This window comes from Streptomyces alkaliterrae (assembly GCF_007097205.2).
Classification (GTDB): Bacteria; Actinomycetota; Actinomycetes; order Streptomycetales; family Streptomycetaceae; genus Streptomyces; species Streptomyces alkaliterrae.
The window spans coordinates 1-25,654 of the sequence record NZ_VJYK02000016.1 but is presented as its reverse complement, the minus strand read 5'-3'; the positions used below and the strand labels follow the sequence as shown (position 1 = coordinate 25,654).

Annotated in this window: 22 protein-coding genes and 1 riboswitch; of the genes, 8 read left to right on the top strand and 14 right to left on the bottom strand. The window is 72.0% G+C overall.

Annotation, left to right across the window (positions count from 1 at the left end; genetic code table 11):
• Positions 1 to 41: 41 nt before the first annotated feature.
• The 4 genes from FNX44_RS02990 (at position 42) to FNX44_RS02975 (ending at position 4,372) form a co-directional block, all read left to right on the top strand.
• Positions 42 to 197 (top strand): lasso RiPP family leader peptide-containing protein, encoded by a 156-nt coding sequence (locus FNX44_RS02990; protein ID WP_173019099.1) that lies wholly within the window; start codon positions 42 to 44, stop codon positions 195 to 197.
• A gap of 14 nt (positions 198 to 211) precedes the next feature.
• Positions 212 to 2,092 (top strand): asparagine synthase-related protein, encoded by a 1,881-nt coding sequence (locus tag FNX44_RS02985; RefSeq protein ID WP_143646339.1) that lies wholly within the window; start codon positions 212 to 214, stop codon positions 2,090 to 2,092.
• Positions 2,089 to 3,336, top strand: coding sequence for a cytochrome P450 (locus FNX44_RS29625; protein WP_173019098.1), 1,248 nt, complete (start codon positions 2,089 to 2,091; stop codon positions 3,334 to 3,336). Before FNX44_RS02985 ends, FNX44_RS29625 begins: the two co-directional genes overlap by 4 nt.
• A 124-nt stretch (positions 3,337 to 3,460) precedes the next feature.
• Positions 3,461 to 4,372: a class I SAM-dependent methyltransferase gene (locus FNX44_RS02975; RefSeq protein ID WP_143646337.1), complete on the top strand. Its 912-nt coding sequence runs from the start codon at positions 3,461 to 3,463 to the stop codon at positions 4,370 to 4,372.
• A 50-nt stretch (positions 4,373 to 4,422) separates the two neighbouring features.
• On the opposite strand, the gene FNX44_RS02970 is transcribed toward FNX44_RS02975, so the two are convergent.
• The 6 genes from FNX44_RS02970 to thrC all read right to left on the bottom strand — a co-directional run bounded on the left by FNX44_RS02970 (position 4,423) and on the right by thrC (position 12,327).
• The gene (locus FNX44_RS02970) at positions 4,423 to 5,898 is read right to left on the bottom strand and encodes an alanine/glycine:cation symporter family protein (RefSeq protein ID WP_228449588.1); all 1,476 of its coding nucleotides are present in this window, start codon (positions 5,896 to 5,898) and stop codon (positions 4,423 to 4,425) included.
• A gap of 295 nt (positions 5,899 to 6,193) precedes the next feature.
• Positions 6,194 to 7,645 (bottom strand): alanine/glycine:cation symporter family protein, encoded by a 1,452-nt coding sequence (locus tag FNX44_RS02965; RefSeq protein WP_143646336.1) that lies wholly within the window; start codon positions 7,643 to 7,645, stop codon positions 6,194 to 6,196.
• A 344-nt stretch (positions 7,646 to 7,989) separates the two neighbouring features.
• Positions 7,990 to 9,618, bottom strand: coding sequence for a chaperonin GroEL (groL, locus tag FNX44_RS02960; RefSeq protein ID WP_143646335.1), 1,629 nt, complete (start codon positions 9,616 to 9,618; stop codon positions 7,990 to 7,992).
• Between the two features lie 353 nt (positions 9,619 to 9,971).
• Positions 9,972 to 10,175, bottom strand: a complete 204-nt coding sequence (locus tag FNX44_RS02955) for a cold-shock protein (protein ID WP_004986573.1) — start codon at positions 10,173 to 10,175, stop codon at positions 9,972 to 9,974.
• A 572-nt stretch (positions 10,176 to 10,747) separates the two neighbouring features.
• Positions 10,748 to 11,023 carry a MoaD/ThiS family protein gene (locus tag FNX44_RS02950; protein WP_143646334.1) on the bottom strand — a complete coding sequence of 92 codons (276 nt, stop codon included), beginning with the start codon at positions 11,021 to 11,023 and terminating at the stop codon, positions 10,748 to 10,750.
• A complete protein-coding gene (gene thrC / locus FNX44_RS02945) occupies positions 11,020 to 12,327 on the bottom strand; it encodes a threonine synthase (RefSeq protein WP_143646333.1) in 1,308 nt (435 codons plus the stop codon). The genes FNX44_RS02950 and thrC overlap by 4 nt, the downstream gene beginning before the upstream one ends.
• Before the next feature lie 18 nt (positions 12,328 to 12,345).
• A riboswitch (SAM riboswitch) is annotated at positions 12,346 to 12,547 on the bottom strand.
• Between the two features lie 152 nt (positions 12,548 to 12,699).
• Between thrC and FNX44_RS02940 the strand changes: the two genes are divergently transcribed.
• Positions 12,700 to 13,692, top strand: coding sequence for a glucosyl-3-phosphoglycerate synthase (locus FNX44_RS02940; protein WP_143646332.1), 993 nt, complete (start codon positions 12,700 to 12,702; stop codon positions 13,690 to 13,692).
• An 88-nt stretch (positions 13,693 to 13,780) separates the two neighbouring features.
• The gene (locus FNX44_RS02935) at positions 13,781 to 15,220 is read left to right on the top strand and encodes an alpha,alpha-trehalose-phosphate synthase (UDP-forming) (RefSeq protein ID WP_143646331.1); all 1,440 of its coding nucleotides are present in this window, start codon (positions 13,781 to 13,783) and stop codon (positions 15,218 to 15,220) included.
• Between the two features lie 131 nt (positions 15,221 to 15,351).
• On the opposite strand, the gene otsB is transcribed toward FNX44_RS02935, so the two are convergent.
• The 4 genes from otsB to FNX44_RS02915 form a co-directional block, all read right to left on the bottom strand.
• Positions 15,352 to 16,188, bottom strand: coding sequence for a trehalose-phosphatase (gene otsB / locus FNX44_RS02930; RefSeq protein ID WP_143646330.1), 837 nt, complete (start codon positions 16,186 to 16,188; stop codon positions 15,352 to 15,354).
• A 72-nt stretch (positions 16,189 to 16,260) separates the two neighbouring features.
• Positions 16,261 to 16,542: a DUF3263 domain-containing protein gene (locus FNX44_RS28725; protein WP_143646329.1), complete on the bottom strand. Its 282-nt coding sequence runs from the start codon at positions 16,540 to 16,542 to the stop codon at positions 16,261 to 16,263.
• Between the two features lie 77 nt (positions 16,543 to 16,619).
• Entirely contained in the window at positions 16,620 to 17,921 is a 1,302-nt protein-coding gene (locus tag FNX44_RS02920) for an ABC transporter substrate-binding protein (protein ID WP_407699140.1), read from the bottom strand.
• A gap of 344 nt (positions 17,922 to 18,265) precedes the next feature.
• Positions 18,266 to 18,766, bottom strand: coding sequence for a flavin reductase family protein (locus FNX44_RS02915; RefSeq protein WP_407699141.1), 501 nt, complete (start codon positions 18,764 to 18,766; stop codon positions 18,266 to 18,268).
• A gap of 305 nt (positions 18,767 to 19,071) precedes the next feature.
• Between FNX44_RS02915 and cdgB the strand changes: the two genes are divergently transcribed.
• The gene (gene cdgB / locus FNX44_RS02910) at positions 19,072 to 20,697 is read left to right on the top strand and encodes a diguanylate cyclase CdgB (protein ID WP_143646327.1); all 1,626 of its coding nucleotides are present in this window, start codon (positions 19,072 to 19,074) and stop codon (positions 20,695 to 20,697) included.
• A 135-nt stretch (positions 20,698 to 20,832) separates the two neighbouring features.
• On the top strand, positions 20,833 to 21,774 hold the full coding sequence (locus FNX44_RS02905) for a carbohydrate-binding protein (protein ID WP_143646326.1): 942 nt from the start codon (positions 20,833 to 20,835) through the stop codon (positions 21,772 to 21,774).
• Positions 21,775 to 21,791: 17 nt separating this feature from the next.
• Here FNX44_RS02905 and FNX44_RS02900 read toward each other — a convergent pair whose 3' ends face one another.
• From FNX44_RS02900 to FNX44_RS02885, 4 genes are all read right to left on the bottom strand, one after another.
• Positions 21,792 to 22,646, bottom strand: coding sequence for a class II fructose-bisphosphate aldolase (locus tag FNX44_RS02900; RefSeq protein ID WP_143646325.1), 855 nt, complete (start codon positions 22,644 to 22,646; stop codon positions 21,792 to 21,794).
• A gap of 65 nt (positions 22,647 to 22,711) precedes the next feature.
• On the bottom strand, positions 22,712 to 23,680 hold the full coding sequence (locus FNX44_RS02895) for a 1-phosphofructokinase family hexose kinase (RefSeq protein WP_143646324.1): 969 nt from the start codon (positions 23,678 to 23,680) through the stop codon (positions 22,712 to 22,714).
• Positions 23,681 to 23,849: 169 nt separating this feature from the next.
• Positions 23,850 to 25,049 (bottom strand): N-acetylglucosamine-6-phosphate deacetylase, encoded by a 1,200-nt coding sequence (nagA, locus tag FNX44_RS02890; protein WP_407699142.1) that lies wholly within the window; start codon positions 25,047 to 25,049, stop codon positions 23,850 to 23,852.
• Positions 25,046 to 25,654, bottom strand: a 609-nt coding sequence (locus FNX44_RS02885; RefSeq protein WP_143646323.1) for an ROK family protein, incomplete at its 5' end; no start/stop codon positions are given. The genes nagA and FNX44_RS02885, both read right to left, overlap by 4 nt.

Below are 25,654 nucleotides of genomic sequence, written 5' to 3'. Positions count from 1 at the left end.
AGACCGATTCGGCATTGCGGCACCGGATCGGATCGGTTAGCGTGAACGTGTTCGAACTACCGGACAAGAGAAAGGAATTGGTTATGGCCAAGCGTGTTTACGAGCGCCCCGAGCTGGTTCTCGTGGGTTCCTTCGGTGACCTGACCCGCGCCAACCGGCGGGGTATGGGCTTCGATTGGTACCTGACCCGCAAGTGATCGGGGTTATCGACATGTTCAGCCGCAGCGACAACTGGTTCGTCGTCCTTCCCGACGTGGAGCTGCCGGTCGCTGCGGCTGGGCAGCTCCATCAGCACTCCACACAGGTGCTGCGCCATTCCTCGGGGCGGCCATGGGTCGTCGGCAACTGGTCACCGGATGACCTGCGTACCGAGGTGACGACCGAGGGCGCCGTCGCCGTTCTCGGCCTCTGCGGGGCGACTCCCGCCGAGCTTCGCCAGGCCGTCCGGGACACGAACGGCGGTGCGCGGGCGCGCCCGATCCGGTTCGCCGGTTCCGGAAGCTGCCACGTGATCGTGCGCGGGCGGAGCGGCGTCCGGGTTCAGGGCACGGTGTCGGGAGTCCGACGGGTCTTCTCGACCGAACTCGCCGGCCTCACCCTCGCCTCGGACCGGTCGGACGTCCTCGCCGCTCTCACCGGCGCACCGATCCGCCCGGAGGTGGTGGCGGCGAAGCTGCTCTACCCCATGGGCCCGACGGCTGTGGAACGTGTACCGCCCTGGCGCGGCGTCGACAGCGTTCCCGAGCACAGCTTCCTGCTTCTCCACGCCGCCACCGGGAAGGGCGAGTGCGTCCAGTGGTGGCGTCCACCCGAGCCCTCCCTTTCCCTGCGCGAGGGCGCCGAACTCCTGCGGAGCAGACTGACCGCCGCCGTGGAGCTGCGCACCCGCTCCGGCGGCACCATCGGTTGCGACCTCTCCGGCGGCCTCGACTCCACTCCGCTGTGCTTCCTGGCGGCGGACGGCGAGAGCCGCGTCGTCGCGTTCACCTCGGGCGGGCGCAACGACGACGACGTGCGGTGGGCGGACAGGGCCGCCGCGCACATGCCGGGCCTCGTCCGGGACGTGGTGCCGCCGGAGGACATGCCGCTGCCCTACGACTCGGTGTCCCGTCTACCGGTGGGCGGCGAGGAGCCGTTCGTCGGCACCGCCAACGGCGCGCGCATCGCCTTCACCGCCAAGCGGCTCGCGGAACAGGGCTGCCGTGGCCACATCGGCGGGCACGGCGGCGACGAGGTGCTCGCCGCCCCGGAGACCTATCTGCACGACCTGCTGCGCGACGACCCGCGCGAGGGCGTCCGGCACATCCGCGGCTACCGCGCCCTGCGCAGGTGGTCGCGCCGGGAGACGGTCAGCGCGTTCCTGAGGCGACAGCCCTACGAGCGCTGCGTGGAGGAGTACGTGGCCGCGCTGGGCGGCGCCCGACCGGCAGCCTCCTCGCCTCCCGATCCGTGGGGCGTCGAGGTGCTGCGCACACCCCCGTGGGCGACCGGCCACGCGCTGGACATCGCCCGCGGCCATGTGCGGGCGGCGCTCTCCTCCCCCGTACGGGACGCCATCGATCCCCGACGCCCGGCTCGCCAGGCCCAGTTGGACCTCGTGCGGGGCAGCGGGAACGCCGTCCGGCAGGTGCAGCAGCTCATGGCGGCCTCCGGACTCCCGATGGAGGCGCCGCTCCTGGACGACGACGTCGTGGAGGCCTGTCTGTCCGTACGGCCGCACGAACTCACGACGCCGTGGCGGTACAAGCCGCTGATGGTCGAGGCGATGCGCGGAGTCGTCCCGGACGACATCCTGGCGCGCGAGACGAAGGCGGACGGCCTCCCGGAGGTGCACGCCGGGCGGCGTCGGCACCTCGAGGAGATCGTCGCGCTGTGTGAGGACTCCCGGCTGGCGTCCCTCGGGCTGGTGGACGGGAAGCGGCTGCGGGACCACGCCTTGAGCATGGGAACCAACGCGTGGCCTGTCGCCCTCTGGCGGACCCTGGCCTGCGAGACATGGCTGCGAGCCCTGGAGCGGAGCCGAACGCCCGCGACACCGCCCGCCCCCCGAACCGCCGTCGTACCGGACCGAGCAGAAGGCGTGCAGCCGTGAACCCGACCTTCCAGGTGCCGTCGGCGGGTGCCGACCTCATCAGCCCCTACGCCCTTCTCCGCGGCGCCAGGGAGCACGGGCCGGTGATCCGCGCCGCGCTGCCCGGAGCGGACGAGTTCTGGCTGGTCTCCTCCTACGACGCCGTACGGGAGGCGCTGACGCACCCGGACCTGGTCAAGGACCCGGAGGACCCGGAGGACCCGGAGGGGCCGGCAGACGGCGAAGGGGCGTCGGGCGGCGAGGGGTCGCTCCCGCCGCTCGACGAGCTGCCCGAGGCGACCCGCGCACGGCTGGCCGTTCCGACCCCCGACCACACGGCGCTACGCGCTTCGGTGGCGCAGTACTTCACCCCCGCACGCGTCGGGGCGCTGCGGGAACGGATGCGGGCCGACGCACGCGCCCTGCTGACCGCCGCGGCCACGGACGGGGAGACGGACCTGGTCGCCTCCTTCACCTTCCCGCTGCCGTTCGCCGGGATCTGTGCGGTGCTCGGCGTGCCCGGGCGCGACCGCCCCCGGCTGCTGGATCTGACGCGGGAGATGGCGCCGGGCGGAAGCGATCCGGACCGCGCGGACGGCGCGTTCATGGAGCTGTGGCACTACTTCCGCGAACTCGCCTACCGGCAAAGGAAGTCGGGTCCGTCCGGGGACACGCCGACGCTGCTGGCCGGTCTGGTGGACGCTCGCCACGGCGGGCACCGGTGGAGCGACGAGGAGTGCGCCTCGGTCTGCCTGATGCTGATCATCGCCGGCCACGAGCCGACCGCGAACCTGCTGGGGCTCGGCGCGCTCCTCCTGACGCGTGACGGTTCCCTTATCGAGGAGCTGCGGACGGCACTGGATCGCCTTCCGGGTTTTGTCGAGGAGCTGCTGCGGTACGACAGCCCGGTGTACCCGGGCGTCTTCCGCCATGTCGTCCGGGACACCACCCTTGCCGGGGTCGCGCTCGCCGCCGGGGAGTCGGTACTGGTCGCGGTGGGTGCCGGCAACCGCGACCCCGGCCGGTTCCCGGGGCCGGACCAGTTCGACCTCGGCCGGTCGGACGTCCGCCACCTCTCCTTCGGGCGCGGTCCGCACTTCTGCCTGGGCGCGCCGCTGGCACGAGTGGTCGCCGAGTCCGGCTTCCGGGAGCTGGTGGAGTGCTTCCCCGGCCTCCGACTGAGCGATTCGAACCGTGTCCAGTGGCGCACGGAGTATCTGCGGGGCCTGCTCGGCCTCCCCGTCCTCCTCCGGCCACTCCGCTGACCCGGTTCGGCGCGGCGCGTGTTCCGACTTCGGCAACGGAAGTGGCGCCCGCGCCGGGTCCGGCGCAGACTCGCGGCGTTCGAGTGGAAGCGTCCGGAAGCGGGACAGGAGCAGGGAGCGGCAGATGAGCGAGCGGCACGGGCACGGAGAGCACGGGCACCAGGGGCATGAGGGGCACGAGCCGGATCTGGACTGGCGGGAGATGGCCGAGGCGCTGGAGACCGAGGCCGAGCTGTACGCCGGCGGGGTGCGGTCGATGCTCGGCTGGCTGGGCGAGGTGCTGGACGGGGCCGGCGGGCCGCCGAGGCGGGTGCTGGACGTGGGCAGCGGGCCGGGCGTCAACACGACGCTGCTCGCCGAGGCGTTCCCCGCCGCCGAGGTGATCGCGGTGGACGGCTCGCCGGAGCTGCTGGAGCGGGCCGCGTACCACGCCGGCCGTCTGGGCCTGACGGATCGGATCAGCACCCGGCACGCGGAGCTGCCGCAGGACGCTGCCGAGCTGGGCCGGGCCGGGCTGGTGTGGAGCAGCAGGGTCGTGCACCACGTCGGCGACCAGCAGCGGGCACTGAGGACGCTTGCCGAAGCGGTCGAGGAGGGCGGGGTGCTGGCGGTCGTCGAGGGCGGGCTGCCCGCCCGCTTCCTGCCGCGGGACATCGGTTTCGGCCGCCCGGGGCTGGCGACCCGGCTGGAGGTCCTGCGGGAGGAGTGGTTCACGCGGATGCGCGCCGGGCTGCCCGGCTCGGTGTCCGTCGTCGAGCACTGGCCGGCTCTGCTGGCCGAGGCGGGGCTGCGGCCGGTCGGTTCGCGGACGTTCCTGACGGAGATCCGGGAGCCGCTGCCGTCGGCGGTGCGCCGCCACGTCCACGGCCAGCTCGCCAGGTCCCGGGAACGGCTGGCGGAGGAGTTGGAGAGCGACGACCTGGCGACGCTCGACCGGCTGCTGGACGCGGAGTCGCCGGAGGGTGTGCTGCGGCGCCCCGACCTCTTCCTGCTGGCCGCCAACACGGTCCACGCCGCCGTCCGCGACGGCTCCTGAACGACTGCGGCGGGGTGGGGTCCCGGTCCGGAACCCCACCCCGCCCGCGGTCACTTGGCGGTGCGCACCCGCGCGGGCTCCCGGCCCGCCTCCGCGGCGGCCGGCTCCTGCTCCGCGGCCGGCTCCCAGCACTCGACGTTCTTCAGCCCCGGCACGCGGTCCCGGGTGAACACCGGGTCCAGGCCCTGGCGGCGCTGCGCCATGTAGTCGTCGAGCAGCTTGAAGGCGATGACCGACAGGGGCAGGATCGCCAGCAGGTTGACCAGGACCATCGCGCCCATCGTGATGTCGGCGAGGTTCCAGACGATGCTGACCTTGCCGAGCGCGCCGAGCAGCACGCAGCCGATGACGACGGCCCGGTAGGAGTTCATGACCGAGCGGCGTTCGGTGATGAACTCGATGTTGGACTCGCCGTAGTAGTAGTTACCGATCATGGAGCTGAAGGCCACCATGAAGACGACCAGCGTCAGCGCGTGGCCGGCCCAGCCGCCGAGGGCGTCGCTGAACGCGGTCTGGGTGACGTCCGCGCCGCCGCGCTCCCCGAGGGTCGGGTTGGCGCTGAGGATGATCAGGGCGGTCATGGTGCACACGACGATGGTGTCGACGTAGACGCCGAGGGTCTGCACGAGGCCCTGCTTGACGGGGTGGCTGGTCTCGGCGGCGGCGGCCGCGTTCGGGCCCGAGCCCATGCCGGCCTCGTTGGAGAACATGCCGCGCCGCACGCCCTGGAGGATCGCGGTGCCGACGGCGCCGCCGGCGACCTCGCGGAAGCCGAACGCGCCGGCCACGATGTCGGCGAGCATGCCGGGCACGGAGGAGATGTTCAGCAGCACGATGACCGTGCCGAGCAGCAGGTAGAGGCCGACCATGGTCGGGATGAGCACCTGGGTGACGCGGGCGATCCGCTTGACGCCGTAGAACACGGCCAGCGCGAGCATCACGGCCAGCGCGCCGCCGAGCACCCACTTGAAGGTGGTGCCGGTGTCGCCGAAGGAGCCGCCGGCGGCCACGGTGATCGTGTTGGACTGCACGGCCGTCAGCACGAAGCCGAAGGTCAGCGTGATGAGGACGGCGAAGAGCACGCCCAGCCAGCGCTTCCCGAGGGCGCGCTGCATGTAGTAGGCCGGGCCGCCGCGGAACGTGCCGGGCTCCTTGCCGCGCGACTTGTACAGCTGGGCGAGGGTGGACTCGACGAAGGCGGAGGCGCCGCCGACGATCGCCATGACCCACATCCAGAACACCGCGCCCGCGCCGCCGAGCGTGATTGCGGTGGCGACGCCGGCGATGTTGCCGGTGCCGATGCGGGCGGCGGCGGAGATGGTGAAGGCGCCGAACGGGCTGACGCCGCCGTTGGCGGGCCGGTCCCGGAAGACCCGGAACATCTCCGGCACCAGCCGCAGCTGGACGGCCTTGGAGCGGAAGGTGAACCACAGGCCCGCGACGGCGACCAGCGGGATCAGCAGATAGGTCCAGAAGACGTCGTTGACGTCCAGAATGAAGGCGTCCAGCGTGTCGATCATGCTCATGCGGGTGGTGCGTCCCGTCCTGGGTGTGTCGGGTGGGGTGCTCCGCGCGCCGGGAGGGGTACGGGTCGCGTACCGGTGGGGCGGCGGCCGGCGGAGGACGGCGCCTCCGCGCGGACAGGGCGGGGCCCCGTCGAAGCTTCCGGGAGGTTAACCACCGTCAACCGCCGCTGAACAGGTACTCCGAAGGTGCGGTATCTCACAGTCTGGGACGTCTTGTCACGCCGAGGGGCGGCCCCGGCACACGGCGTGCGGGGGCCGCCCCTCTGGTCTGTCCAGCGGATCGGAGCGGTCGGCGTCAGCGGGTGGTGGGCTTCTCCACGAGGTCGTCCGGGTCCCAGCAGTCGACGTTGCGCAGCCCGGGCACCCGGTCGGTGGTGAAGACCGGGTCCAGGCCCTCCCTGCGCTGCGCGGTGTAGTCGTCGAGCAGCTTGAAGGCGATCACCGACAGCGGCAGGATCGCCAGCAGGTTGACCAGCGCCATCGTGCCCATGAAGACGTCGGCGAGGTTCCAGACGGTGTCGACCTTGCCGAACGCGCCGAGCAGCACCACGGCCAGGACCGTCACCCGGTAGGCGGGGAGCACGTACCGGCTCGCCGTCATGAACTCGATGTTCGACTCGCCGTAGTAGTAGTTGCCGATCATCGAGCTGAAGGCGAGCAGCATGACCACGACGGTCAGGGTGTGCCCGGCCCAGCCGCCGAGGCTGTCGGCAAGGGTGCTCTGGGTGAGGTCGGCGCCCTGACGCACACTCAGGTCGGGGTTGGCGCTGAGGATGATGAACGCGGTCATCGTGCAGATCAGCAGCGTGTCGAAGAAGACGCCGAGGGCCTGGACGAGGCCCTGCTTGACGGGGTGTGTGGTGTACGCGGTGGCCGCGGCGTTGGGCGCGGAGCCCAGGCCCGCCTCGTTGGAGAACATGCCGCGCCGCACGCCCTGTTGGATGGCCGCGCCGACCGCGCCGCCGGCGACCTCCCGGAAGCCCAGCGCCGAGCCCACGATGTCGGCGATCACCCGCGGCAGCTCGCTGATGTTGACGACGACCACGATGGCGCCCAGCACCAGGTAGATGACCGCCATCAGCGGCACCAGCACCGTGGTGACGTGCGCGATGCGCCGCACGCCGCCGAAGATGACCAGCCCGAGCAGCAGCACCATGCCGACGCCGACAAGCGCCTCGAACCAGCGGTCGCCGACGACGTCGAAGGAGTTGGAGGTGACGGCGACGATGGTGTTCGACTGGACGGCGTTGAAGACGAAGCCGAACGTGAGGGTGATGACCACGGCGAACACGACGCCGCCCCAGCGCTTCCCGAGGCCGCGCTGGATGTAGTACGCCGGGCCGCCCCGGAAGGTGCCGCCCTCTCGCGGCTCCCGCACCTTGTACAACTGCGCCAGCGTCGACTCCACGAACGCGGAGGCGGCGCCGAGCAGCGCCATCATCCACATCCAGAACACCGCGCCGGGGCCGCCGACGGTGATGGCGCCGGCGACACCGGCGATGTTGCCGGTGCCGACGCGGGCCGCCGCGGAGATGGTGAAGGCGCCGAACGCCGAGACGTGCTTGCGGCCGTCGGGGGCGAGGGCCGCCTTGCCGGTGATCGCGCGCAGCATCTCCGGGAACAGCCGTACCTGCACGACCTTGGAGCGGAGGGTGAACCACACGCCCGCGACCGCGATCAGCGGAATCAGCAGATAGGTCCAGAAGACGTCGTTGACGTCGACGATGAGGGCGTCGAGGGTTTCCATGCGCGCGCGAGTCCTAGTGGTCGGTGGTGCCTGCGGCCTGTCCGGCGGACACGGGGGGTGTTTCCGGCGGTGGTGCGGGGAACCTTCGGTCAACGGCCCCCGTCAGGCCTCAAGCAGGCTACCCGCCCAAACGGTGGCACAACGCCACAAGCGCGGTCGGCGGCCGCGTCGTGGCGCCGCCGCGGACGCGTCCCGCCCGGCGACACGCCTTCCCGCCGGGCGCGTTCGGCAAACCGGGGGTGAGGGGGGACACACGAACGCCCGAGGGCGGTGCCTCCGGGGAGGCACCGCCCTCGGGTTGGTGCGGACGACCCGGCGGACGCCGGGCCCTGATCCGGGACGGATCAGAAGTCCATGCCACCGCCCATGCCGCCGGTCGGGTCCGCGGCGGCGGCCCCGGCCTTCTCCGGCTTGTCGGCGATGACGGCCTCGGTGGTGAGGAACAGCGCGGCGATCGACGCGGCGTTCTGCAGCGCGGAACGCGTCACCTTGGCCGGGTCGATGATGCCCTCGGCGACCAGGTCGACGTACTCGCCGGTGGCGGCGTTCAGGCCGTGACCCGGGGTCAGGTTGCGGACCTTCTCCACCACGACGCCGCCCTCGAGACCGGCGTTGACCGCGATCTGCTTGAGCGGGGCCTCCAGGGCCAGCTTGACGGCCTGGGCGCCCGTCGCCTCGTCGCCGTCCAGCTCCAGCTTCTCGAAGACGCTGGAGGCCTGGAGCAGGGCCACGCCACCACCGGCGACGATGCCCTCCTCGACGGCGGCCTTGGCGTTGCGCACCGCGTCCTCGATGCGGTGCTTGCGCTCCTTGAGCTCCACCTCGGTGGCGGCGCCGGCCTTGATGACGGCCACGCCGCCGGCCAGCTTCGCCAGACGCTCCTGGAGCTTCTCGCGGTCGTAGTCCGAGTCGGAGTTCTCGATCTCGGCGCGGATCTGGTTGACCCGGCCCTGGACCTGCTCGCTGTCGCCGGCACCGTCGACGATGGTGGTCTCGTCCTTGGTGATGACGACCTTGCGGGCGCGGCCGAGCAGTTCGATGCCGGCGTTCTCCAGCTTGAGGCCGACCTCCTCGGAGATGACCTGGCCACCGGTGAGGATGGCGATGTCACCGAGCATGGCCTTGCGGCGGTCGCCGAAGCCCGGGGCCTTGACGGCGACGGACTTGAAGGTGCCGCGGATCTTGTTGACGACGAGCGTGGACAGCGCCTCGCCCTCGACGTCCTCGGCGATGATCAGCAGCGGCTTGCCGGACTGCATGACCTTCTCCAGCAGCGGGAGCAGGTCCTTGACGTTGCTGATCTTCTGGTTGGCGATCAGGATGTAGGGGTCGTCGAAGACGGCCTCCATACGCTCCATGTCGGTGGCGAAGTACGCCGAGATGTAGCCCTTGTCGAAGCGCATACCCTCGGTGAGCTCCAGCTCCAGACCGAAGGTCTGGGACTCCTCGACGGTGATGACGCCTTCCTTGCCGACCTTGTCCATCGCCTCGGCGATGAGCTCGCCGATCTGGGTGTCGGCGGCGGAGATCGAGGCGGTGGAGGCGATCTGCTCCTTCGTCTCGACGTCCTTGGCCTGCTCGAGCAGGGAGGCGGAGACGGCCTCGGTGGCCTTCTCGATACCCCGCTTGAGGGCCATCGGGTTGGCGCCGGCGGCTACGTTGCGCAGACCCTCGCGGACCAGCGCCTGGGCGAGGACGGTCGCGGTCGTCGTGCCGTCACCGGCGACGTCGTCCGTCTTCTTCGCGACCTCCTTGACCAGCTCGGCGCCGATCTTCTCGTACGGGTCCTCGAGCTCGATCTCCTTGGCGATGGACACACCATCGTTGGTGATCGTGGGGGCGCCCCACTTCTTCTCGAGGACGACGTTGCGGCCCTTGGGGCCGAGGGTGACCTTGACGGCGTCGGCGAGCTGGTTCATCCCGCGCTCGAGGCCGCGCCGCGCCTCCTCGTCGAACGCGATGATCTTGGCCATGTGAAGTGGTCCTCCCAGACGGGGTGGATTTCTTCGGACCGCGCTGGCGCCCGCGACGGACGGCCTGCGAGCCTGGCGGTTCCTTACCCCACCGGGCCTGCGGACCTCACCGAACCGGTCCTTCGTTGTCACTCTCACCTGCAGAGTGCTAACGCCAATGATTAGCACTCGACCCCGTCGAGTGCAAGGCGGTTCCCCGTCCCGGGGTGTTCGCGGCGAGGATCCGCGGCCGCCTCCGGAGGTCCGGGAGCCGCTGTCGGGCGCGAGCAACACCGAAGGGCCCGCACCCTGTTGGGGTACGGACCCTCCGCCGGGCGCCGTGAGGCTCCCTTACTGGCGTGTGTGGTCGCCGCTCAGGCCGTGACGCGGACCATGTCCGCCTGCGGCCCCTTCTGACCCTGCGAGATCTCGAACTCCACTCGCTGTCCTTCTTCCAGGGTGCGGTAGCCGTCCATCTGGATCGCGCTGTAGTGGACGAACACGTCCGCACCACCGTCGACCGCGATGAAGCCGTATCCCTTCTCCGCGTTGAACCACTTGACGGTGCCCTGAGCCATTCCTAACTCCCCTATTGCTGGCCCTTGCACGAGACCGCACTCCGCGGACCCGGGTCAGACCTCACCCCCAAACAGCCGCGGGGGTGTGCGCCGGAACGCGTCGACCGCCGCTGAATGTATCCGCACGGAAGCCCTCTGCAACAGGCCATCCGGGCGACAATTCTGGACTAGACCAATGGGGCATTACGCGCACACGGCAAGAAACCCGGGCAATCCTGGCCGGGCATAACGGAACAACACGACATCCTTCCCGCCGTTCTCCGGCAAGAAAGTTCGCGTTCTCAGACACATGAATGAGTCATGCGAAGGGGGGTGCGGTGGGGAGCGGGGCCACTCTACCGCTTCACCACCACGCGGAACGCCAGCTTCCGGGCAGCCCATGGCACAACAGTGCAACCGATTTCCGGCCCATTTCGGACAGCTCGGGGCTGCGCTGGGCGCTGCGTCACCTGACCACCGCGTACAGCGAGCGGAGTCGCGCCCATGTGTGACTCGGACCCACGTCCGGCACGGAAAAGGGCCGGTCGGCGCGGGAGTGCTCCCCGCTCCGACCGGCCCCTTCCAGCCAGACGTCAGCCGCCGGCCACGGCCGGGATGATCGACACGCCGGCGCCGTCCGGCGTCGCCGTCTGCAGACCCTCGGCGAAGCGGACGTCGTCGTCGTTGACGTAGACGTTGACGAAGCGGCGCAGCTTGCCGGTGTCGTCCAGCACCCGGGCGCCGATGCCCTGGTGGTTCTTGTCCAGGTCAGCGATGACCTCGGCCAGCGTGGCGCCCTCGGCCGGCACCTCGGACTTGCCGCCGGTGTAGGTGCGCAGGATGGTCGGGATTCGGACGTTGACACTCATGCCAGGCCAGCCTCTCGGAAGGAGTCCAGGTTCGGACGGATGATCGCGGTCGGGCCGGTCGTCGGCGCCACCGCGTCGAGGGTCTTCAGACCGTCTCCGGTGTTGAGCACGACCGTCTCGAGGGACGGGTCGAGCAGACCGTCGTCGATCAGCTTCTTGGTCACGCCGACGGTCACGCCGCCGGCGGTCTCGGCGAAGATGCCCTCGGTGCGGGCGAGCAGCTTGATCGCCTCCACGACGCGGGCGTCGTCGACGTCCTCCACCGCGCCGCCGGTGCGGCGGGCGATGTCCAGGACGTACGGGCCGTCCGCCGGGTTGCCGATCGCCAGCGACTTGGCGATGGTGTCAGGCCGCACCGGACGCACCACGTCGTGGCCGTTCTTGTACGCCTGCGACACCGGGGAGCAGCCCTCGGCCTGGGCGCCGAAGATCTTGTACGGGCGGTCCTCGACCAGCCCGAGCGCGATCAGCTCGCGCAGCCCCTTGTCGATCTTCGTCAGCTGGGAGCCGGAGGCGATCGGCACGACGATCTGGTCCGGCAGCCGCCAGCCGAGCTGCTCGCAGATCTCGTAGGCGAGCGTCTTGGAGCCCTCGGCGTAGTAAGGACGCAGGTTGACGTTGACAAAGCCCCAGCCCTCGCCGATCGGGTCGCCGATCAGCTCGCTGCAGAAGCGGTTGACGTCGTCGTAGGTGCCCTCGATGCCGACGAGCTCGCCACCGTAGACGGCGGCCATCACGACCTTGCCCTGCTCCAGGTCGTGCGGGATGAAGACGCACGACCGCAGGCCCGCCCGGGCGGCGGCCGCCCCCACCGCACCGGCCAGGTTGCCGGTGGAGGAGCAGGAGAGCGTGGTGAAGCCGAAGGCGCGGGCGGCCTCGACGGCGATGGCGACGACCCGGTCCTTGAAGGAGTGCGTCGGGTTGCCGGAGTCGTCCTTGACGTAGAGCGAGCCGGTGACGCCCAGCTCGCGGGCCAGGTTGTCGGCCTTGACCAGCTTGGTCAGACCGGGGTTGAGATTGGGCTTGTCCGCCACGTCCTCGGGGACGGGCAGCAGCGGAGCGTAACGCCAGATGCTGCTGGGACCGGACTCGATGCGCTTCCGCAGTGCCTCAGGATCCCCGACCGGCAGGTCGTACGCCACTTCGAGCGGACCGAAACACGCCGTACAGGCGAAACTCGGGCCGAGCGGTACGCGTTCCCCGCACTCCCGGCAGGAGAGCGAGACGGCCGGACCCAGGGAGACCTGGTCGGCACCGGTGGAGGCCGGTTCGGGGGTGGAGCTGCTAACTGTCTGCACAGCCATGGGAGGCGAGGCCCTTTCTCCTCATCTTCCCCAATGACGTATCTCGTCACGGGACGGAATTGGCACCTTCCCCACGCTGGCTTCGCCCGAAGTGTCCGGTTCTGCGGATTCGACCGGTGTCACTCAGAATGCGAGTACCACCGGAAATCGCTCGAAGTGAATGCGCGGGAGGGTTGCCGGGGCTTCAACGGGCCGTTCCCTCTGCCCCTCTGGATGAGCGGTATGGCGTCGCCGAGGACGACGCGTTTGTCGGCGCCCGACCCCCCGACATGGCGAGGTCCCGAGCGCTGTTCAAGACTGTAACCGACACCCCGAACGGTGGAGAGAGTCGTCCGTACACCGAGACGACCGTCGAGACAGGGAGACCGTCTGGTGCTCGAAGAAGTCGCAACGTGGCTCCAGCGGCGGTCCTGGACCGCCGCCCAGCGCCCGCTGCCGACGCTGCTCGCCGCCAAGCGCGCGGCGGGCGAGCACGGCACGGTCAGCGTGGTGCTGCCCGCGCTCAACGAGGAGGCGACGGTCGGACAGATCGTCGCGGCGATCCGCGCCTCGCTCATGACGGACGAGGTGCCGCTGGTCGACGAGCTGGTCGTCGTCGACTCCGGCTCCACCGACGGCACCGCCGCCGTCGCCGCGGCGGCCGGCGCCAAGGTGGTGCACCGCGACGAGATACTGCCGCGGCTGCCGGCCGTACCCGGCAAGGGCGAGGTGCTGTGGCGCTCGCTGCTGGTCACCGACGGCGAGATAGTGTGCTTCGTCGACGCCGACCTGCGTGACTTCGACCCGGCCTTCGTCTCCGGCATCGTGGGCCCCCTGCTCACCGAACCACGCGTCCAGCTCGTCAAGGCCATGTACGACCGGCCGCTGGGCGGTGATCCGGCCGGTGGCGGACGGGTCACCGAGCTGGTCGCCCGCCCGCTGCTCAACCTGCACTGGCCGAAACTCGCCGGTTTTGTCCAGCCTCTGGGCGGGGAGTACGCGGCCCGCCGATCCCTGCTGGAACGCCTGCCGTTCCCCGTCGGATACGGCGTGGAGCTGGCCCTGCTCGTCGACGCGCTGGACGCCGTCGGGCTCGACGCGCTCGCCCAGGTGGACGTCGGCGTCCGGCGCCACCGCAACCAGGACGGCCAGGCCCTCGGCCGGATGGCCGCCACCATCTACCGCACCGCCCATCACCGACTGCCGGGAGCCCCGCTGTCCCGGGCCACGCTCACCCAGTTCACCCGAACGGAGCCGGCGGTCTTCTCCCCGCGCACCCACGCCGTCGACACGGTGGAACGGCCCCCGCTGCGCACCGTCCCCGAGTACGCGGCCCGCCGGCGCGTCCCCGCCCCGACGACGGCCGCCCGGCGGCGCGCGGGGTAGGGCCTGTCCGTTCCCGACCCCGCCATGGGGTGGCCGGTTGTGAGCAGGTCGGGTTTGGGCGGCGGGAAGGTGGGATACGTTCGCCGACATGCCTCAGGTTCTCGTCGCATCCAACCGCGGCCCTGTCGCCTACACGCGCGCTGAGGACGGCCTCAACGCCAGGCGTGGCGGCGGCGGGCTCGTGTCGGGACTGTCAGCGATCGGCGCGGACGCGGACGCGCTGTGGGTGTGCGCCGCGCTCGGCGACGCCGACCGGGCGGCGGCCCGGCGCGACGGCGGACGACTACCGCTCGCGGACACCGGCGGCCAGCGGGTACGGATGCTGGACATCGCGCCGGACGTCTTCGCCGACGCCTACAACGGCATCGCCAACTCCGTGCTCTGGTTCGTGCACCACATGCTCTACCAGACGCCCTTCGAGCCGGTCTTCGACACCGCGTTCGAGAAGGCGTACGCCGCCTACGAGACGTACAACACGGCGTTTGCCGACGCGCTCGCCGAGGACGCCGACGAGGGAGCGTCCGTGCTGGTGCAGGACTACCACCTCACCCTCGTCCCCGGCCTGCTCCGGGCCCGCCGCCCCGACCTGCGCATCGGCCACTTCAGCCACACCCCGTGGGCCCCGCCCGACTACTACCGGCTGCTGCCGGACGACACGGCCGCGGCGGTGCTGCGCGGTGTGCTCGGCGCCGACCGGGCCGCCTTCCTCACCCGCCGCTGGGCGGAGGCGTTCGCCGCCTGCTGCGCCGACGTGCTCGGCGCGGAGGTCAGGCGGGACGGCGAGGCGTTGAGCGTCCTCCACGAGGGCCGGACGACGCGGATCGGCGTGCACGGCCTCGGCGCCGACGCCGACTTCCTGCGCGAACGCGCCCACCGGCCGGACGTCGAGGAGCGGTTGGCCGCCCTGCGGGAACAGATCGGCGGAGACAACCGGCGGACCGTCGTGCGCGTCGACCGCACCGAGCTCTCCAAGAACATCGTGCGCGGCCTGCACGCCTTCCGGCGGCTGCTGGAGGACCACCCGGAGTGGCGGGAACGCGTCGTGCACCTCGCCTTCGCCTACCCCTCCCGCCAGGACCTCGCCGTCTACCGCGACTACACCGCCGAGGTCACCCGGACCGCCGAGGAGATCAACGCCCAGCACGGCACCGCCACCTGGACCCCCGTGGTGCTGCACGTCGAGGACGACTTCGCCCGCTCGCTGGCCGCCTACCGACTCGCCGACGTGGCCCTGGTCAACCCGATCAGGGACGGCATGAACCTGGTGGCCAAAGAGGTGCCCGTCGTCTCGGACGCCGGTTGCGTCCTGGTGCTCTCCCGGGAGGCCGGCGCGCACGAGGAGCTGTCCGCCGACGCCCTGAGCGTCAACCCGTACGACGTGCGCGGCACCGCCCGCGCACTCGACGCGGCGCTGCGGACACCGCCGGAGGAGCGGGCCGAGCGCTGCAAGCGGCTGGCCGCCGCGGCCACGGCGCTGCCGCCGCAGCGGTGGTTCCTCGACCAACTGGAGGCGCTGCGCGCGCTGTGACGCGACGCGCGGCGGGTACGTCCCCCGTCCGCCGGCCCGGCTCTCGTCCCCGACCGGTCGTATCGCCGGGCCGGCGTTCCACCCGAAGCAGGCCGATCGGCGTCCGGTACTCAGATATCGGCGTCCGGTACTCAGATGCGGGCGGCGATGTCTGCCAGCAGGTCGGCGACGCCGTCGGGGCCGACCACCGTCAGGTCCGCGCGGCGGCTCAGCTCGGTGACCTCCTCCCCCGGGTCGGTGCTGCACACGAGCAGCCCCGGTTCGCCCGCGGCGCGCCGGCGTTCGACGGCCTCGAAGGCCGGGATGTCACCGAGGTCGTCGCCCGCGTAGAGGACGGGCCCGGCCCCGCACTCGGCGAGGAAGGCCGTGAGGGCGGTGCCCTTGTCCATGCCGGCCGGACGGATCTCCAGCACGAACCGCCCTGGTTCCAGGTGGAGTTCGTGCCGCGCGGCGAGGTCGGCCAGCGGCTCACGCAGCCACCGGTAGGCGCGGGCCGGATCGGCGGCGCGTCGGGTGTGGACGGCCAGCGCGTATCCCTTGTCCTCCGTCCAGGTGCCCTGCGGCGCCTCCAACCGCCGCAGGAGGTCCGGTAGTTCAGCGCGCACACGGTCGATTCCGGGGTGCGGAGGCGGGCTGCTGAGCCGGGCGGTGGCGGCGTCCCAGCGTTCGGCGCCGTACGCGCCGAGGACGGTCAGGTGCTCCAGGCCCGCCGCGCCCTCGAAGCCGCCGTAGGCGACGGCGGTCTCGGCCGGTCGGCCGGTGATCACCGCGACCGCGCGGAGCTGCGGGGCGAGTCGCGCCAGTGCGGGCAGGACGGCCGGATGCGGTCGGGACTCGGTCGGGTCGGCGACGATCGGCGCGAGCGTGCCGTCGAAGTCGAGCGCGACGACGCTGTGGGAGGGGTGGGCCAGCAGCGCGTCGAGCCCGGTGCGGCCGGCGGCGGTCACGGGAACGGGAAGGGTGCCCATGGGCCGCACCTTAGCCGCGCGAGCGGCTCGGCGACAGGCGACTCAGCGGTGGGCGACGCAGCGACAGGCGACTCAGCGGCGGGCCCGGGCGGCGTCGCGGCGTGCGCGCAGCCGGTTCACCGTCACCGGGTCGTGCCGGAGCGCCGCCTCGTCGTCGAGGAGGGCGTTCAGCAGCTGGTAGTACCGGGTCGGCGACATGCCCAGCTCCTCCCGGACCGCGCGCTCCTTGGCGCCCGGCCCCGACCAGCCGCGGCGTTCCATGGCCAGCACCGCCCGCTCCCGCGTGCCCAGCTCGCCCACGGCGTCGGCCGGCTCCGGCGGCTCGGGCGGCTCGGGGCGGTTGTCGTCGTTCACGTTCCGCACGATAGGTCGTCGGTGCCGGCGGCGCGAGCCGCCTCCGTCACGCGCCGCCTCCGTTGCGCGGCGCGGCCTCAGCGGCGGGCGCGGGCCGCCGCCTCCTCCGTCTCGGCGCGGCGCTGCAGCGAGGTCAGCACGGCCTGCGGGTCGGTGCCCTTCTCCACCGCGCGGCCGATGGACTTCTTCACCTCGGCGCTGGTGGCGGCCCAGGAGACCTTGCTCACCGGATAGAACTCGGCGGCGCCGAGCTGCTCCAGGAAGGGCCACAGGTCCTTGTGCTTCTTGTCGTCCAACATCTTCTCGGAGGCGGACGTGGTGACCGGCAGCAGGTCGTACCGGTCGGTGAAGGAGTAGTGCTGCTCGGTGCTGAAGACGAAGTCGAGGAACGCGCCGATCTGTTCGCGGTTCCCGTTCTGCTTGAAGCCCATGATCCAGTCGGCGACGCCCATGGTGGCGCCGGCTTCGCCCTCCCGGCCGGGCAGCGGCGCGGTGCCGAAGTCGACCTTGCCCTTGGCGGCCTGCTGCATCAGTGTGGGGTGGCCGTTGAGCATGCCGACCTCGCCCTTGGCGAAGGCCTCGAAGAGCTGCCTGCGGTTGGTCTTCCCGGGGCTGTCGGGGCCGGTGAGGCCCTTGCCGACGAACTCGTCGCGCAGCCAGGTGAACGTCTTCACGTTCTCGTTGGAGTCGAGGGTGTAGGTGTTGACGTTGTCGGTGTAGCCGCCACCGCCGCTGAGCATCCACATCATCGACTCGGCCTGGGCCTCCTCCGGGCCGAGCGGCAGCCCGTAGGGGTGCTTGACACCGGCCGTGCGCAACGCCTCGGCGGCGGACTGGAGTTCGTCCCAGCTCTTCGGCGGCTTCGCGGGGTCGAGGCCGGCCTCGGTGAAGAGCGTCTTGTTGTAGAAGAGCAGCCGGGTGCTGCTGACGAAGGGCAGTCCGTACTGGACGCGGCCCAGTTCGCCGGCCTGGGCGAGCGCCGGGATGATGTCGGCGTGCACGGGTATGGAGAGCAGTTCGGAGGCGCTGTACAGCTTGTCGGAGGCGGCGTAGTCGGCGTACGCGCCGATCTGCGCGATGTCGGGGGCCTCGCCCGCCTTGACCATCTCGGCGACCTTGTCGTCGACCTCCTCCCAGCTGAGGACGGTCACGTCGACCTTGACTCCGCCGTGGCGGCCGTCCGCCTCGAAGGCGCGGACGAGGTCGTCCCAGTAGCCCTTGGAGCTGTTCGCCGAGCCGGGGGTGCCGTAGTCGGCGACGACGACCTTGAGCGTGACGTCACCGCCCGCCTTGCTGTCGTTGCCGCAACCCGCGGCGGACAGTCCGATGGCGCTGACCATGCCGAGAGCCGCCAGGCCCATGAACCGACGCCGCTGCACTTGTGATTCCGCCCCTTTTGCGTGACCTGTCTGGTTGCACGATATGACCGGGTGTCGAGCCTGTTGGGCCCGACCCCCCTCAAGTCACGCCCGGTTGTGGATGACTTGCCCGTTTTGACACGGGTGAACGGTCGTACGTACGACCAATGTTCATACGCGTGTGAGGCCAGAGTTTCCAGTCGGACCTTCAATCAGGTCTACACCAGCGCGGGTCTCACTTCGGCAACAACGGCGTCCACGCAGGTCAGACCGGACGGACGGCAGATCACCAAGTTCCGGTCAAGAGGTCTGGACCATTTCCGGCCGACCGTCTCCGGCCGACCGTCTCCGGCCGACCGTCGAACTCAGCCGAGTGTCCGGTACCTCCCCTGGAAGTACAGCAACGGCCTTCCCTCGACAGCCGGTAGCGCCACCCCCAGGACACGCGCGACCAGCAGTGTGTGGTCGCCGGCGGCGACCCGCTGCTCGGTGCGGCACTCGACCTGGGCGAGCGAGTCGTCCACCAGCGGAGCGCCGGTGCGCTCCCCCCGCCCGTGCGGCAGCTCGCGGAACAGCAGTCGATCGCTCAGCCGCCCCTTCATCGCGAACCGGCCGGCCACCTGCCGCTGCGCGTCGGTGAGCAGCGACGCCGCCCAGAGAGGCTGCCGCTCCAGCAGCTCCTCCATCCGGGAGCCGGTGCGCACACTGAGCAACACCAGCGGCGGGTCGAGCGAGACGGAGACGAACGCCGTCGCGGTCATGCCGACGTCCTCACCGCGCGGCCCCTCGTCGGGGTCGTGCGCGGCGACCAGCACCACGCCGCCGGCGAGCCTGGCCATGGCCGCCCTGAAGTGTTCCTCGCTCACCCCCTCAGGATGACCGCTCGCCCGGGACGGCCGCGCGGCGGCCCTCCCGCACACGCCGCGCCGGGCCGCCAAGAGGCCCGGGGGACGGGGCCCGACGACCGGATGGGGTGATTCCGACCGTTCGCCGCCCACCGGGGTGCGCATCGCGCGTCCACCAGTAGGATTTCCCCTCCACGAAGAGCTTGTGACTTGAGTCACAGATGCTATTAATTGTTGACCCTGTGTACCGAGTGGACAGCTCGCTGTGATTCAGTGGCCGTTGACACTCGTAAGGGTGACTCAGTGTGCGGTGACAGGGGGAGGCGATGGACACCGATTCCGAGCCCTACGTCCGCCTCACCACACTGCGTCGCCTTCACCAGTCGGTGGCGCGTCTCAACACCGCACGCAGCCTCGCCGACACCCTCCAGACCGTCGCCGACGGCGTGGTCACCGGGCTCGGCTTCGAACTGGCCGCCGTGAACCTCGTACGCCAGGACGGCGATCTGGTGGTGGCCGCCGTCGGCGGCAGCGCGGCGGCCGAGGCGATGATGGCCGGCCGGGTCGGCTCCCGGGCCTCGTGGGAACGACGGCTCGGCATGGGCGAGGCGTGGGGCGAGCTCCGCTTCATCCCCTACAGCGACGGCTGGGTGCTGGACGAGGACGACGTGCCGCAGTGGCACACCGCGGGTCCGGCGCCGCGCTTCCCCGAAGAGTGGCACCCGATGGACCGGCTGTACGCGCCGATGTACACCTCCGACGGCGACCTGCTCGGCGTCATCTCCGTCGACAAGCCACGCAACGGCCGGCGGCCCGGCGCCTGGGGGCGCGAAGCCCTCCAGATGTACGCCTTCCAGGCCGCCATAGCGATCAGCAACGCCCGGCTGCGGTCCAACATGCAGCGCGCCCTGGTCCGCCTGGAACGGGAGCAGCAGGCGCTGCGGGCCAGCGAGGAGAGCTTCCGCCAGGCCTTCGAGTACGCGCCGAGCGGCATGGCCATCGCCGAGATGGGCGGCGACGAGCAGGGCCGGCTGATCAAGACGAACGACGCGCTGTGCCGGCTGCTGGGCCGTCCCGCCTCGGTGATGCAGCGCTACAGCTTCTCCGACCTCGTACACCCGGAGGACGTCGGCACCCTGCTGCGCACCTCCGCCGAGGGCGGCCGGGCCGAGCTGCGGCTGGCCCGCCGGGACGGCTCGTACATCTGGGTGTCGCTGCGCAACTCCGTCGTCGCGGACACCGCCGACGGCCCACGCTTCCTGCTGACCCACGTCGAGGACATCGAGGAACGCAAACGCCACGAGCTGGCCCTGGCCCACCGGGCCAGCCACGACTCGCTGACCGGGCTGCCCAACAGCGCCGAACTGCGCACCAGGCTCAGCGCGCGGCTCTGCGAGCGGCCGACTCCGCTGCCGGCCGAACCGGTCGCCGCCTACGACCCGCAGGAGTCGACGCACTCCTTTGTCATGGACGACTTCGGCCGCCCCGCCGGCCCGTTGGACGGCTACGACTACCACGAGCATCTGACGGTCCCGGAGACCGACGATCCGGCGGACAAGGGCCTCGCGGTGCTCTTCTGCGATCTCGACGGCTTCAAGTCCATCAACGACCGCTTCGGCCACCACTGCGGGGACGCCGTCCTCCAGGAGGTCGCCCGGCGGCTGTCCGCGCAGGTCCGCGACAACGACACGGTGGCCAGGCTCGGCGGCGACGAGTTCGTGGTGCTCGCCGTCGGCCTGGGGCGCGCGGACGCGGCGGATCTGGCCGTCCGGCTGCGGAACGCCATAATTCCGCCGATTCGGGTGGACGGCCGCGCGGTGCGGGTCGGCGCCAGCTTCGGCATCGGCTGGGCGGCCTGCGGCATGACGGCCGAGGAGGTGCTGCAATCCGCTGACCAGCGCATGTACGTCGAGAAGCGGTCGCGGGCCAAGGGCCACCGGCGCGCCGGTTGACCGCCGCCCGCGCTTTTCCGGCCCTCCCGTACGCCTCGGAAGCACCCCGCGCTCCGGGGTCAAGGCGTCTCGTGATGTCGCCCGAACGGGGTAGGCTGCGCGGGGTCAGCCGTATGCGTAAGAGGAGAGCAGGGGATGACCGCCGGTAACCACGGTACGAACCCGCCGGAGGGCGACGACCCGTTCGGCTACCTGTACCGCTCGGAGGGCGGGGAGCCCGCCGAACAGGGCCAGCAGGCCGGCGTTCCCCGCACCTCGTACAACCAGGTCCGCGCCGTCGGCGAGCGCCGCTACGGCCAGCAGCGTCCGCAGCAGCCCGCCGGCCAGCCCGGCCCGAACGCCTACGACGCCTACTACGCCTCCTACGCAGCCCCCGAGACGCAGCCCGGCGGCCTCGACGCGGCCCGTGCCTCCGGCGCCGGTCACGGCCGCTCCGACGTGCCGCAGCCGCGCCGCCGCAACGGCCTGCTGATCGGCGCGCTCGCCGTGGTCGCGGCGGTTGTGGTGGGCGTCGGCGCGGCCGTCGCCTTCAGCGGCGACGGCGACAAGAAGGACCAGGGCCAGGAGCAGACGCCGCCCCCCGACAACGGCGACGGCAAGGACCAGGACGAGCAGCCCGGCGACGAGCAGCCGGGCGACGAGGACAAGCCCGCCAAGCTGCCCCGCGAGGACGCCTCCAGCCTGCGCCTGGACAACGGCACGCAGGTCGGCGGCGACATCCCCGGCTCCCGGGCGCGTGACGGCAAGTACGTGCACGGCTTCGGCGAGGGCGCGGCCGTCACCTGGTCCGCGGAGGTCGCCAAGGGCGGCGAGTACACCGTCTTCCTCGGCTACAGCGTGCCCGGCAGGGACGCCGACGGCACCCTCACCGTCAACGGCGAGGCCCAGAGCCGACCCGTGCGGATGAGCAACTTCGCCAACGCCGGGGAGGACGACTGGGAGAAGGGCTGGACGAAGACCTACGCCTGGATCAACCTCAAGGACGGCGCGAACGACATCAAGCTCTCCTGCGAGTCCGGCAACACGTGCGAGTTCGCACTCGACCAGATCTGGCTCGTGGAGGGCCACGTCCGCTGAGCGCGGGGCGACTCCCCTCACACACCGTCGAGCAGCCGCAGGTAGTCCGCCACCGTCTCCGCCATCGCGTCCCGCCCCGGCCTGGTGTAGCGCCGCGGGTCCACCTCCCGCGGCGCGGCGGCGAGCGCGGCCCGGACGGCCGCCGTGTAGGCGACGTTCAGCGCTGTACCGACGTTGATCTTCCGCATCCCGGCGGCCACCGCCGCCCGCAGCTCGCCCTCCGGAACCCCGGAGGAACCGTGCAGCACCAACGGGACCGGCACCGCGTCCCGCAACCGACCGATGAGACCGTGGTCCAGCGCCGCGCTGCGCTCGGTCATCGCGTGGCTGCTGCCGACCGCCACCGCCAACGCGTCCACCCCGGTCTCCCCGACGTAGGCGGCTGCCTCCGCCGGATCGGTACGGGCGCCGGGGGCGTGCGCGTCCAGCGGCGGCTCGCCCTCCTTGCCGCCGACCCGGCCCAACTCCGACTCCAGCCACACCCCGCGCGCGTGCGCCCACTCGACCGCCTGCGCGGTCACCCGCACGTTCTCCTCGTACGGCAGCTTCGACGCGTCGAACATCACCGAGCTGAAGCCCGCCTCGGGCGCGGCCCGCAGCAGCTCCACCGAGGTGACGTGGTCCAGGTGCAGGGCGAGCGGTACCCGCGCCTCCCGGATGACGCCGAGCGCCGCGTCCGCCAGCGGCCGCAGCCGCCCACCGTGGTAGCGGACGGCGTTCTCCGATATCTGGAGCACCGCGGAGACGTCCGCCCGCTCCGCGCCGGCGGCCACCGCCTCGGCATGCTCCAGGCTGATCACGTTGAAGGCGAACACCGCCGCGTCCTTCTCGCGGGCGGTGCCGACGAGTTCGGCCGTACTGACGAGCGACATCGGCGTCCTCTGTTCTCGGTGGGAGGCGGCGGCTGTTTCTGTCGGAGGCGGCGGCCCGTCAGGCCTCAGGCAGCGCCGCGCGGTTGTCGCTCCACGGCGACCCGGGGCAGGAGCTCCTCGGCGACCCGGGCGTCGAACTCCCCCGCCGTGCGGGCGGCGACCGTCGCCGCCGACAGCGCGACGGCACGGGCCAGCACCGACGGCCAGTCGACAGCGGACTTCTCGGCGGTCCCGGCGGCCCCGGCGGTCCCGGCGGTGAGCGAGTCGAGGAGGACGGCGGCCACGGTGTCCCCGGCACCCGTCGGGTTGCCGGCGATCCGCTTCGGGGGACGGGCCCACCACACGCCGTCCGGGGTGACCGCCAACAGGCCCTCCGCGCCCAGCGACGCGACCACCGTGCCCGCGCCGCGCCGCCGGGCCTCGCCCGCCGCCCGCAGCGGCTCCCGGCTACCGGTGAGCGCGGCCAGCTCGGCCAGGTTCGGCTTGACCAGCTCCGGGCGGGCGGCCAGCCCGCGCGCCAGCGGCTCCCCGCTGGTGTCCAGCAGCACCGGCACGCCCGCCGCCCGCGCCGCGCGGACCAGCGTCGCGTACCCGCCGACCGGCACACCCGGCGGCAGGCTGCCGCACAGCGCGACCGCCTCCGCGTCCGCCAACAGCCGCTCGTAGTGCGACCGGAAGGCGGACCACTCCGGGGCGGTCACGGCCGGTCCGACCTCGTTGAACTGCGTGGTGTCGCCACCGGCGGTGTCGACGACGGCGACCGTGCGGCGGGTGTCCCCGGCGACCGGCAGCAGCTCGTCCACCACCGGCTCGGCGGCCAGCAGTTCCCGCAGCCTGGCGCCGGTCGGGCCGCCGCCGACAAAGCCGGTGACCACGGCCCGCCGGCCCGAAGCGGCCAGCACCCGGGCGACGTTGACGCCCTTCCCGCCGGGACGTTCCGCCGCCTCCCGCACCCGGTGCGTGGTGTGCGGCACCAGCCGGCGTACGGAATAGGTGACGTCCACAGCGGTGTTCAGTGTGACGGTCAGGATCACCGGGTTACTCCACCCCCTGCCGGGCAACGCCGTGCCCCCATAGCAATCAGCCGAGCCGCGGCGCGGCGGGCGCCGACCGCGACCAGTGATCATGCCACCGGAACGACCGTTCGGCGACCCCCGGCGCGGGAGGAACCGTGGCCTCCGGTCCGGCGCGGCGGACCGGCGGTCACCCCGTCGGGTCGACCACCCACTCCCCCTTGTGCAGTACCCCGCGCACCCGCAGGTCGTCGTCCAACACCACCAGGTCGGCTTCGAGCCCGGGCAGGATCGCGCCGACCCGGTCCGACATGCCCAGCAGCCGGGCCGGCGTCGTGGACAGCGCGCGCACGGCGTCCTCGACGGGCATCCGGTCGACGGTCACCGCGCGGCGCAGCGCCTTGTCGAGGGTGAGCGTGGAACCCGCGATCGTGCCGTCCGCGAGGCGGGCCACGCCGTCCGTGACCGTCACGTCCAGGGCGCCCAACCGGTAGCCACCGTCGCCGAACCCGGCGGCGTCCATCGCGTCCGTCACGAAGGCGACGCGGTCCACGCCCGCCGCGCGCACCGCCAACTCCAGCACGGCCGGGTGCAGATGCACGCCGTCGTTGATCAGTTCGACGGTGACGCGCTCGTCCTCCAGCAGCGCGGTGACCGGACCGGGGGCGCGGTGCTGCAGTGCGGGCATCGCGTTGAACAGATGGGTGGCGACGGTCGCACCGGCCTCGATCGCCTCCCGTGTCTGGTCGTAGCCGGCGTCGGTGTGACCGACGGCGGCGATCACACCGTGCTCGGCGAGCAGCCGCACGGAGCTGATGCCGCCGGGGAGTTCCGTCGCCAGGGTGCACATCACGGCGGTGCCGCGCGCGGCGTCCAGCAGCTTGCGGACGTCCGCCGGGTCGGGGTCGCGGAGCAGGTGCTCGGCGTGCGCGCCCTTGCGGCAGGGCGAGATGAAGGGGCCCTCGAAGTGGACCCCCGCGAGGTCGCCCTGCTCGACCAGCTCCGACAGCAGTGACGCCTGCCGCGCCAGGTCGTCCAGCTCGCCGGTCACCATGGAGCCGACCACGGTCGTCGAACCGTGTTCGCGGTGCGTCCGGACTCCGGTCAGCACGTCCTCGGCGCCGCCGGAGGTGAAGGAGCCGCCGCCACCGCCGTGGTTGTGGATGTCGACGAACCCGGGCACAAGCCAGTGCCCGGTGAGGTCGAGCGACGCCGGACCGGGCGCGGCGGACTCGGACGCGGCGGACTCGGGCGCGCCGGCCGGCGGCGGTGCCACCTCGGCGATCCTGCCCCCCTCGACCACGACGCGGCCGCCGTCCAGCACACCCTCGGGCGTCACGACGCGGGCTCCGGCGAGCAGCATGCGGTCGGACTCGGGCATCGGCGTCATGGGGTCGTTACCTCCACGGAGAGTAGGTCCCAGGCGAGGAGCCCCGCGCCCAGGCAGCCTGCGGCGTCCCCCAGCGCCGCGGGAACGATCGAGGGAAGCCGCTGGAAACGCACCCGGTCGGCGACTGCTTCCCGCAGCGGCCGGAAGAGCACGTCACCCGCCTCGGCGAGGCCGCCGCCGACGATCACCATGCGCGGGTCGAGCAGCCGCACGGCCGTGACCAGACCGGCGGCGAGCGCGTCCACCGCGTCCGCCCACACGGCGGCGGCCCGACCGTCACCGGCCGCCACCGCCCGGGCGGCGTCGGCGGCACCGGCCGTCGGGTCGCCGCAGGCGGCGGCCCAGGCCCGGCCGACGGCCGAAGCGGACGCCAGCGCCTCCAGGCAGCCGCGCGCACCGCAGCCGCACTCGGGCCCGTCCGGCCGTACGATCACATGGCCGATCTCGCCGGCACCGCCGTGCGCCCCGGCCTCCACGCGGCCGTCGATGCCGATGGCACCCGCGATGCCGGTACCCAGCGGGACGAACAGGAACCGGTCCACGCCGGCGCCCGCGCCCAGCCGGCCCTCGGCGAGACCGCCCGCCCGTACGTCGTGCCCCAGCGC

What these genes read in the sequence shown, in the direction of transcription:
- FNX44_RS02950 (WP_143646334.1), bottom strand. Translation starts at nt 11,023, where the DNA reads ATGAGTGTCAACGTCCGAATCCCGACCATCCTGCGCACCTACACCGGC.
- FNX44_RS02935 (WP_143646331.1), top strand. Translation starts at nt 13,781, where the DNA reads ATGCCTCAGGTTCTCGTCGCATCCAACCGCGGCCCTGTCGCCTACACG.
- nagA (WP_407699142.1), bottom strand. Translation starts at nt 25,049, where the DNA reads ATGACGCCGATGCCCGAGTCCGACCGCATGCTGCTCGCCGGAGCCCGC.
- groL (WP_143646335.1), bottom strand. Translation starts at nt 9,618, where the DNA reads ATGGCCAAGATCATCGCGTTCGACGAGGAGGCGCGGCGCGGCCTCGAG.
- FNX44_RS02965 (WP_143646336.1), bottom strand. Translation starts at nt 7,645, where the DNA reads ATGGAAACCCTCGACGCCCTCATCGTCGACGTCAACGACGTCTTCTGG.
- thrC (WP_143646333.1), bottom strand. Translation starts at nt 12,327, where the DNA reads ATGGCTGTGCAGACAGTTAGCAGCTCCACCCCCGAACCGGCCTCCACC.
- FNX44_RS02985 (WP_143646339.1), top strand. Translation starts at nt 212, where the DNA reads ATGTTCAGCCGCAGCGACAACTGGTTCGTCGTCCTTCCCGACGTGGAG.
- FNX44_RS02905 (WP_143646326.1), top strand. Translation starts at nt 20,833, where the DNA reads ATGACCGCCGGTAACCACGGTACGAACCCGCCGGAGGGCGACGACCCG.
- FNX44_RS02955 (WP_004986573.1), bottom strand. Translation starts at nt 10,175, where the DNA reads ATGGCTCAGGGCACCGTCAAGTGGTTCAACGCGGAGAAGGGATACGGC.
- FNX44_RS02970 (WP_228449588.1), bottom strand. Translation starts at nt 5,898, where the DNA reads ATGAGCATGATCGACACGCTGGACGCCTTCATTCTGGACGTCAACGAC.
- FNX44_RS02900 (WP_143646325.1), bottom strand. Translation starts at nt 22,646, where the DNA reads ATGTCGCTCGTCAGTACGGCCGAACTCGTCGGCACCGCCCGCGAGAAG.
- otsB (WP_143646330.1), bottom strand. Translation starts at nt 16,188, where the DNA reads ATGGGCACCCTTCCCGTTCCCGTGACCGCCGCCGGCCGCACCGGGCTC.
- cdgB (WP_143646327.1), top strand. Translation starts at nt 19,072, where the DNA reads ATGGACACCGATTCCGAGCCCTACGTCCGCCTCACCACACTGCGTCGC.
- FNX44_RS02975 (WP_143646337.1), top strand. Translation starts at nt 3,461, where the DNA reads ATGAGCGAGCGGCACGGGCACGGAGAGCACGGGCACCAGGGGCATGAG.